The organism is Natronococcus sp. JC468 (genome assembly GCF_012163165.1).
Taxonomy (GTDB): domain Archaea; phylum Halobacteriota; class Halobacteria; order Halobacteriales; family Natrialbaceae; genus Natronococcus; species Natronococcus jeotgali.
In genome coordinates, this window is the sequence record NZ_JAAVUO010000076.1 from 1 (window position 1) to 7,180 (window position 7,180).

Below are 7,180 nucleotides of genomic sequence, written 5' to 3' on the forward strand. Positions count from 1 at the left end.
TAGCAGAAGCAGGTCTCGTCCACTACACGGAGGAACGGGACGCCATCGCTATTTCCGAATATGGCACGAACACCACCTCGTTTATTAGCGAGAGCTTCTTTTGACCTCTGATGACTCGTTCCGTCAGTCACGACCACGACGCACGCGAGGGGCTGAAGGCGACGCTGTACTGCTGGGGGTGTGATCACTCAAGCCCCGTCAACGGCGACTGGGTCCGCAAGCCGCGCGGGACCAAGGTAGCGTATGTCTGTCCTGACTGCGGGATGGTGATCGCGGAAAGGTCCCGAGAGAACAGCGGTCCCGATTCCGGCGAGGCCTGGGGATGGATAGTCCAGACTTCCGTCTCGGTCTGGCAGGCTAGCAAGGCAAACTAACCTCCAACAGAAGTTGGTGGCAGCGTACGAACGTCTAAAACCCACGGAAATTGTCCGGTTACGATTCGATATTCAGACTGTACAGGCGTTTCCGGGCGTCAGAGAACGAAAAGCGTGAGTCGATCACGTGCTCGTCCTTGAGTCTATTCAGCGCGTACCGCACCGTCCGAGTGGGCAACAGCGTTTCATCGGCGAGCTGTTGCTGGGTCATCGCATCGTTGTGCTCGAGGACCTTTACAACGAGTTTGGCACTCGGAGGCAGATCGCGGATGTCGTCCCAGGTTCCACGTGGTTCTGTGTCTTGTCGAAACGCTTCTGATGCACTCATTACTACACCGTTCCGGATGCAGAGTGATAATATTTTCTATTTAGAAATGCACTATAGTCATATTCACTGCCCACTGAGGCTATCCGGAGAATTTTTCTCGATAGTATTTGGTGTAGTTAACTCTATCTCTACGCCAGCTATCTATTTACAATTTAGTGCCTTAAGAATAAGACCCGAGCTTTAAGCGTATGTGTATCAATAATCATACCCATGTCAGACAACCCTAGAGATTCCGATATAATTCACGGAAACTCCACTTTCAACGCCAGCAACCGGTTTGACGAGATTCTAGGTACCTTCAGTAACACCCAGAGGCGACGTATCATCTCATACCTTCGGGATGAAGGACCAGCCCCCAAAAGTGAAATATCTCATCAACTTGTTGCGTGGGAATACGACTCTAAACCCAGTGAAGTTCCAGATAAAGCAGTCGAGAGAGTCAAAATAAATCTGTATCACATACATCTTCCAGAACTCAAAGATGCAGGGCTCATTGAATACGATAGACGGTCTGAGACGGTTTTAGTCCGAGATCTCCCTGAATTGGCCGAACTCTGTCTTGATCACTGTGAATCAGCGGACTTACCCTCATAGTGTGAAGGGTGCCGCTGCTCACTGATTCCTCAGGAACAACAGAGGGTACCAGCCGCCATGAGTTCGGAGCCGGCAAGTGGGTGGTTCCGGGTTGGTGACGGTAGGTGATAGCGCCCTCTGCCGCATGGCACTTTTTGTAGTGCCACTATCTAGCACAGGGGCAAAGTAGATAACGTTCGTGGTTTTCGTCAACTATCCGAGCCACCGGGGAGATGGTGGCCGACAGGCCTGACGATGATTCGCTGCGGTCGGACGTGATCGACTCGAATGCCTCGCAGCTACAGTTCCACCAGCGGTATACCTCTCTCAATTAGTTCTCCATGTTAGAGCCGCTGGGCTGTCTTCCTGTCTTGGCCGGATACGGAGCGCTAGTCGTGTGGAAGCCACCAGACGAACCGTTTCCCGACGTCTTTCTGTCGGATCCGGCTCTCTCCGTGTAACAGTTTTAGTCGCCGGCGGGCTGTCTGCAGATGGTAGTCGAAATGGTCCGCAACTTCCCGTGTCGTGACGACCTCTTCTGTTGCGATAAACGCCAGGATCTCGTCGTCCGAATACTGTTCTTCAAACGGTCCACCTTTTGTTTTTTCCTCATCCTCCATCAGACAGTTACCGTCCGATAGTACTGCTTCGGTTATCGGTATTGGGGATCCAACAATGACTCGTGTCTACATACTTGCTTTACTGAACACGTTTCACCCGTCCTTTATAGAGCCTCACCGAATATACCCTACTACTGGTTCAGGCACTCTGGACCTCACCAAAGAAACAACCCTCTCCGTATGAACGTTACTTCCCGAATTATAACGGCTATCGCCACAGAAACAGACGAATCACCGCTCGATCTTCCACCGCTGTACAAAACGATCGATCCCGACGCACTGGAGTCTCTTCTCACCAGCACAAACACACCACAATTTCAAGTGTCATTCGTCTATTGTGGCTACCAGATTCACGTCTACAAGGACGGTACGATCGACCACTTCGAAGTCAAAAAAACTGAGCCTTAAAGAACGGAGGCTCTTTCCTAGTTGCTGGAGTTACTTTTGATGCTGAAGACGCTCATATCTTTTCTCGTCAGAAATTGATATTCCTCGTACGAAACTCGAATATCAGTGCTGATACCTATGGACTCCGTTTGAAAATTAGTTCCTCTGGATGGGTTCTCTGGGAGTTCTACGCGTAACGTCGACTCGTTCTTGTAGCAGATTCAGTTCTGTTTTACGGCTCCGGCGTATATATTGAATGATGTTCATAGCCACATTTTCGGTCGCGGTCGACGACTTTGCGCTCGCGCACGCGCTTCGCGAGGTTCCAGCCATGGAGGTGAAAGCCGAACAGCTTGCTGCTCATAGCCGACACTGGGTAATGCCCTGTGTTTGGGTCGTAGGTGATAATTTCGACGCATTCGATATCGCGCTGGAAGACGACCCTACAGTTAACAAGGTAGTCACTGAAGTTGAGTATAACAACGAAAAATTCTACCAAATAGATTGGGCCGAAGAGATTCAACAACATTTGGATGTTGCGCTTGACTCTAAAGCGTCGATCCTGGATGCGGAAACGACTAATGACGACTGGTGGCTCACCATCCGATTCGGATCACGTAACCAATTTAATATATTCCGAGACTATCTTACTGATCAGGAGATTACGTTTAGCTTAGAGAATCTCACTCAGTCTCAAATTCCACATCAGTACATGGGTGGTCTCACGGACCCACAGCGGGAGGCACTAGTCGTAGCAGTCGAAGAGGGCTACTTTGCAATTCCACGCGAGGCGACAATGGATGAGATCGCTGACCGTCTCGGGATCTCGACACAGTCGGCATCCGAACGTCTACGCCGGGGTATCGAAGAGTTCGTCGAAACGATGTTAGTGACGGATATAGACAAGATTGATGTATAGCGGATATTTAAAAACCTGAGGTAGTCAGGATAGTTACTTTCCCGTAAGGGGGGCTACTTCTGGTTATGGAACAGAGAGCATCAACCGTCACCGAGAATCCTATCTTATCTAGTCTAAGGGAGCCACGCCGCCAGCATACTCTCAGGATTCTTCTTGACCGAACCTCACCACTTGACCTGCGAGAACTCGCGACGAATCTCACGGCCGCCGAGCAGGAACAGCCTCTGTTGGATGTCGCCCCCAAAGATGTCGACGCGATTCAGGCTGCTCTCCACCACGTCCACCTTCCGAAACTGGAGGAAGCAGGGCTCATCGATTGGAACCAGTCGGCAGGCACGGTGACCACGACGAACCACCCTACACTGTCGGACCCAAAATTTCAACAGATGGTTGCCATAGGATCGCCCGGCTGGAACACAGTCATCGCCAACCTTGCTGTCAAGCGCCGTCGGGTCATCCTCGCGACACTGAAGGACGCTGAGAGTCCGCTCACGCGGATCGAACTTGCACGGGGAGTCATCTCCAGAGAGAGTGGTGCCGTTGATGACGAGCAGGACCCTGCAGAAGATCTGCTGGTGGAACTCCACCACATTCACCTGCCAAAGCTCGAACAAGCTGAGCTCATCTCCTACGACACCAACACTGGGACGGCCACGTACAACGGTCATGTGGCCTTGGACGACGAATGGCTGGACTTCCGTCCGAACGAAACGCCACGTGCCATCGTACCGTCGGCCCGTTACTCCGACGATATCTGGACTATTGAGGGTCGCGATAACGTTATCGCGCACGGGCAATCGCTGTTTGAACAGGCTGACGACGAGTTGTTCCTGATGCTCACGACCGACGGGCTGCTGGAGGACGGCTGCGTTCGTCGTCTGCAGGACGCCATCGACCGTGGCGTCGATGTCTATCTCGGATCGCAATCCACGGAGGTGCGCGACCTCGTCCGCAAGCAGGTACCCGGGGCAACCATCTGGGAGCCTCAACTGGACTGGCTGAATTTGCCACCGGAGCACGAAAAGGTCGGCCGCTTCGTGATGGCCGACCGCGAGACCATCATGCTTGCAACGTTGGGTGCGGAGACCAGCAATAACGTTCACTCCGAAGAGACGGCCATCACAGGATCCGGTGAGAACAATCCGCTAGTCATGATGATGCGTGAGATGCTGGGTGCACGTCTCGACCACTTGGACGCACAGAGCGAGGATTTCCTCGAGCAAATCCCGCTCTAACCGTGACATCCTCACCCGCCCTTTAGGGCGGGGCTTCCTACAAGGGAAGCCTCGCGATTGAGGAGGTTTCAGGACTCGAAGGCCGCAAGCGTCGTCTGTCGGGATTGCCGACTCGGCGTGCGGTGTCCTGTGGCCGTGTCACAACGGCACCCATTCCGTGGCGAGTCATCGCGTTCCGGTTTCCAAGGAACGCTCTCTCCCCACGGATCAAAGCGACCAGCGATGTTCGCGGCCGCGTTGATATCTGCTTGGTACTCCGTAACCCAACATTCCGCGTTCGTACACGTGAACTCAGCTTGCGAACCACGCCGACCGATGTGACCGCAAGCGTGGCACGTCTGAGACGTATAGCGCGGGTTCACGAACTCGACCGGAATACCGGCTTCGAGGGCCTTGTCCTCGATCCGGTCGGTGAGTCGGGCAAACGCCCACGAGTGCAAGCGTCGATTCATGTACTTCCCGTAGTCCAAGTTCTCACGGATGTACGACAAGTCTTCGAGAACGATCACTGGATCCTCGAAGGATGCGGCGTACTCGACGGCTTCGTGAGACGCCTTCTCGACGATATCCGTGAGTACGTTCTGGTAGTGGTCGAAACGTTCGTCCACTCGCCAATCGGCGGCGTCACGCTCTTGCAGGCGCTTCAGCGTCGTGTACATCTCCTTCCGGAGTGCTCGAGCGCGGCCGCCATCGTAGATGTACGGTTGGGTCGGAGTATCGTTCTGACAGGCACAACCTGTCAGCAGTTTGGACTCGCCGATATCGAAGACAATTCGAGTCGGGTCGTCCGGCGTTTTTGGTTCGGCTACGTCGTACTCGACTGTGACGTGCAGCACCCAATTCGTTCGGTGCTGTTGCAGTCGGAACTCGCCGACTGTCGCACTTTCGTTGAGCAGGTCGAACCAGAGCGATTCCTGCTCGGGATTGATCCGAAGCGGAATCCAGAAGGCGTTCCCATGCCCCGCTTGCGGAACGCGCCAACAGAACTCGTAGGCCCGTTCGTCGGAGTGGTCGAGACTGAACCCACGGTTCGTGAACCGAACGGGATGGTCGTCGGCCAACTCCGACGCGTTGTACGTATCCCGAAGCTTCGGGACGTAGTTCTTGAGCGCGTCCTTGGCGTAGGACGTGAGCGTATACGGCGTAACGACATCGTTGACCGCCGTTTGTGTATCCGCGCCACTCTCGAAGGCGTCCGAGAGCGCACGGCGGTAGGTCGCCACGGTCCGCTCGAGGCATTGCTCTTTTCCCGTAGTGGGCGGAGCGAGCGTGGCTTCGAGCGTTTTCGTGACGGGCGTTTCAGCGGCCATTCGACAGTACAGTTTATGACCACAATGGACTTAAACCCACGGATAGTACACGTATGTATGGGCATAGAAATCAGATTCGAGGTAGACGAAGAACAGTACGATCGGCTGAAGGCGATCAAAGACAAGCGCGGCTACACCTGGAAGGGGCTGATGCTCGAAGGCGTCGAAGCGTTGGACACCGGGGAGCCGTAGCAGGGCGAGTCGAGACACGGACGAACGCGATTCCTCCCCGTGCTAAAGCACGGGGTTTCTTCGCTACCGCAAGATGATCACAACCCTCAAAACTTGGCTCCGTTCGCAGAGAGAGGATGGTAGCGAACGGACCGCGAACCTCGGTCTCCAACTCGTTATCGTCACCGCGCTCGTCGAAGGAGTCCGTCAACGCGACCCAAGCGTGATCGTCAACGGTATCGTCTCGCTGCTGTTTGCAGCGATACCGAGATATCTCGAGAACAGATACGGTGCTCGTTTCCATCCGTGGCAACGAGTGTGGGTCTCGGTAGCGGCGTTGGTCCACACGTTGGGGATGCTGGGTCCGTACGATCGGATCTGGTGGTGGGATCACCTCGCCCATACGCTATCTGGTGTTGTCGTCGCGGGGGCCACAGATATCGCGTTTCAAGCGGAGGCCGAGAAGGGCACCCGAGGGAACTCTTTACCAAAATCCAGACCGGCAGTGATTGCGGGAGTGACACTCGGATTCGGTATTCTCTGGGAGATATTTGAATACGTCATCCACGCAATCGGCGATCGGAAAGGGTTCGAACCGCTACTTGTTCACTACGGACGACTCGATGCGATCGGAGACATCATCTTTGACCTCTTGGGAGCGGGTCTCGTGGTCCTCTTTGGCCGAGACGCGCTTTCTAACGTCACTGCATCGATCACCAACGAAAGTGACAAATGATAGACAGCCGTGACTGAGAGGGAACTGTGACCCTAGTTAAGTGAGGGAAGATTGTTGTGAGGACTCGAACCTTCGGATCATGGACTATTGAATGCTCGAGGATGAAACTGACAAGCTGAAAACAAGAAATCCCGCCGCCCTGTCTTCTCGGCTCGACCATTTAATTTACAAGTTAGAACATGACGAGCAGGGGGTGGGAGTCTGGTGAGAGCTACTTGATGAGAGAATTTTCCAATTTTCAATCGTAGAGACCGGGGGAAGTGGTCTGCAACGATCGCTGGTGGATTGGGGAGGGTGCGTCAGTGCCACGACACCTCTGAGCTCGGCAGGTGGCAAGGATCAGCTCCTTGCATGTGTAGTTGTGAATTCATTGTCAAAAAGTCATTCGAATTACGAAGAGTGTCGAGAGGACTCTTGTATTGTGGTTGTACAGTTTTCGATAACGAACGTCACGGCTCTGACTTTATGAGAATCCTGTTTAAGCCCCAAGTCGGTGAACGAATGCGCTGGGGTTGAAGGAGACCGTC

At 53.9% G+C, this 7,180-nt stretch carries 9 protein-coding genes; 6 read left to right on the forward strand and 3 right to left on the reverse strand.

Annotated elements, in window-relative coordinates; translation table 11 throughout:
• Positions 1 to 432 precede the first annotated feature (432 nt).
• Entirely contained in the window at positions 433 to 702 is a 270-nt protein-coding gene (locus GWG54_RS20150; RefSeq protein WP_167939427.1) for a helix-turn-helix domain-containing protein, read from the reverse strand.
• Between the two features lie 210 nt (positions 703 to 912).
• On the opposite strand from GWG54_RS20150, the gene GWG54_RS20155 reads away from it, so the two are divergent.
• On the forward strand, positions 913 to 1,296 hold the full coding sequence (locus GWG54_RS20155) for a helix-turn-helix transcriptional regulator (RefSeq protein ID WP_167939428.1): 384 nt from the start codon (positions 913 to 915) through the stop codon (positions 1,294 to 1,296).
• Positions 1,297 to 1,664: 368 nt separating this feature from the next.
• Here the strand turns inward: GWG54_RS20155 and GWG54_RS20160 are convergent, their stop codons facing one another.
• Entirely contained in the window at positions 1,665 to 1,895 is a 231-nt protein-coding gene (locus GWG54_RS20160; RefSeq protein WP_167939429.1) for a FaeA/PapI family transcriptional regulator, read from the reverse strand.
• 180 nt (positions 1,896 to 2,075) lie between these two features.
• On the opposite strand from GWG54_RS20160, the gene GWG54_RS21435 reads away from it, so the two are divergent.
• The 3 genes from GWG54_RS21435 to GWG54_RS20175 all read left to right on the forward strand — a co-directional run bounded on the left by GWG54_RS21435 (position 2,076) and on the right by GWG54_RS20175 (position 4,436).
• On the forward strand, positions 2,076 to 2,303 hold the full coding sequence (locus tag GWG54_RS21435) for a HalOD1 output domain-containing protein (RefSeq protein ID WP_167939430.1): 228 nt from the start codon (positions 2,076 to 2,078) through the stop codon (positions 2,301 to 2,303).
• A 238-nt stretch (positions 2,304 to 2,541) separates the two neighbouring features.
• Positions 2,542 to 3,201, forward strand: a complete 660-nt coding sequence (locus tag GWG54_RS20170; protein WP_167939431.1) for a helix-turn-helix domain-containing protein — start codon at positions 2,542 to 2,544, stop codon at positions 3,199 to 3,201.
• A 65-nt stretch (positions 3,202 to 3,266) separates the two neighbouring features.
• On the forward strand, positions 3,267 to 4,436 hold the full coding sequence (locus GWG54_RS20175; RefSeq protein WP_167939432.1) for a hypothetical protein: 1,170 nt from the start codon (positions 3,267 to 3,269) through the stop codon (positions 4,434 to 4,436).
• Positions 4,437 to 4,504: 68 nt separating this feature from the next.
• On the opposite strand, the gene GWG54_RS20180 is transcribed toward GWG54_RS20175, so the two are convergent.
• Positions 4,505 to 5,746: an RNA-guided endonuclease TnpB family protein gene (locus GWG54_RS20180; protein ID WP_167939433.1), complete on the reverse strand. Its 1,242-nt coding sequence runs from the start codon at positions 5,744 to 5,746 to the stop codon at positions 4,505 to 4,507.
• A 57-nt stretch (positions 5,747 to 5,803) separates the two neighbouring features.
• Between GWG54_RS20180 and GWG54_RS21240 the strand changes: the two genes are divergently transcribed.
• Entirely contained in the window at positions 5,804 to 5,938 is a 135-nt protein-coding gene (locus GWG54_RS21240; RefSeq protein WP_280842123.1) for a hypothetical protein, read from the forward strand.
• Positions 5,939 to 6,011: 73 nt separating this feature from the next.
• Positions 6,012 to 6,653, forward strand: coding sequence for a hypothetical protein (locus tag GWG54_RS20185; RefSeq protein ID WP_167939434.1), 642 nt, complete (start codon positions 6,012 to 6,014; stop codon positions 6,651 to 6,653).
• The last annotated feature ends 527 nt before the right edge of the window (positions 6,654 to 7,180 follow it).

Coding starts and splice junctions, on each gene's coding strand:
- GWG54_RS20150 (WP_167939427.1), bottom strand. CDS start 702: ATGAGTGCATCAGAAGCGTTTCGACAAGACACAGAACCACGTGGAACC.
- GWG54_RS20155 (WP_167939428.1), top strand. CDS start 913: ATGTCAGACAACCCTAGAGATTCCGATATAATTCACGGAAACTCCACT.
- GWG54_RS20160 (WP_167939429.1), bottom strand. CDS start 1,895: ATGGAGGATGAGGAAAAAACAAAAGGTGGACCGTTTGAAGAACAGTAT.
- GWG54_RS21435 (WP_167939430.1), top strand. CDS start 2,076: ATGAACGTTACTTCCCGAATTATAACGGCTATCGCCACAGAAACAGAC.
- GWG54_RS20170 (WP_167939431.1), top strand. CDS start 2,542: ATGTTCATAGCCACATTTTCGGTCGCGGTCGACGACTTTGCGCTCGCG.
- GWG54_RS20175 (WP_167939432.1), top strand. CDS start 3,267: ATGGAACAGAGAGCATCAACCGTCACCGAGAATCCTATCTTATCTAGT.
- GWG54_RS20180 (WP_167939433.1), bottom strand. CDS start 5,746: ATGGCCGCTGAAACGCCCGTCACGAAAACGCTCGAAGCCACGCTCGCT.
- GWG54_RS21240 (WP_280842123.1), top strand. CDS start 5,804: ATGGGCATAGAAATCAGATTCGAGGTAGACGAAGAACAGTACGATCGG.
- GWG54_RS20185 (WP_167939434.1), top strand. CDS start 6,012: ATGATCACAACCCTCAAAACTTGGCTCCGTTCGCAGAGAGAGGATGGT.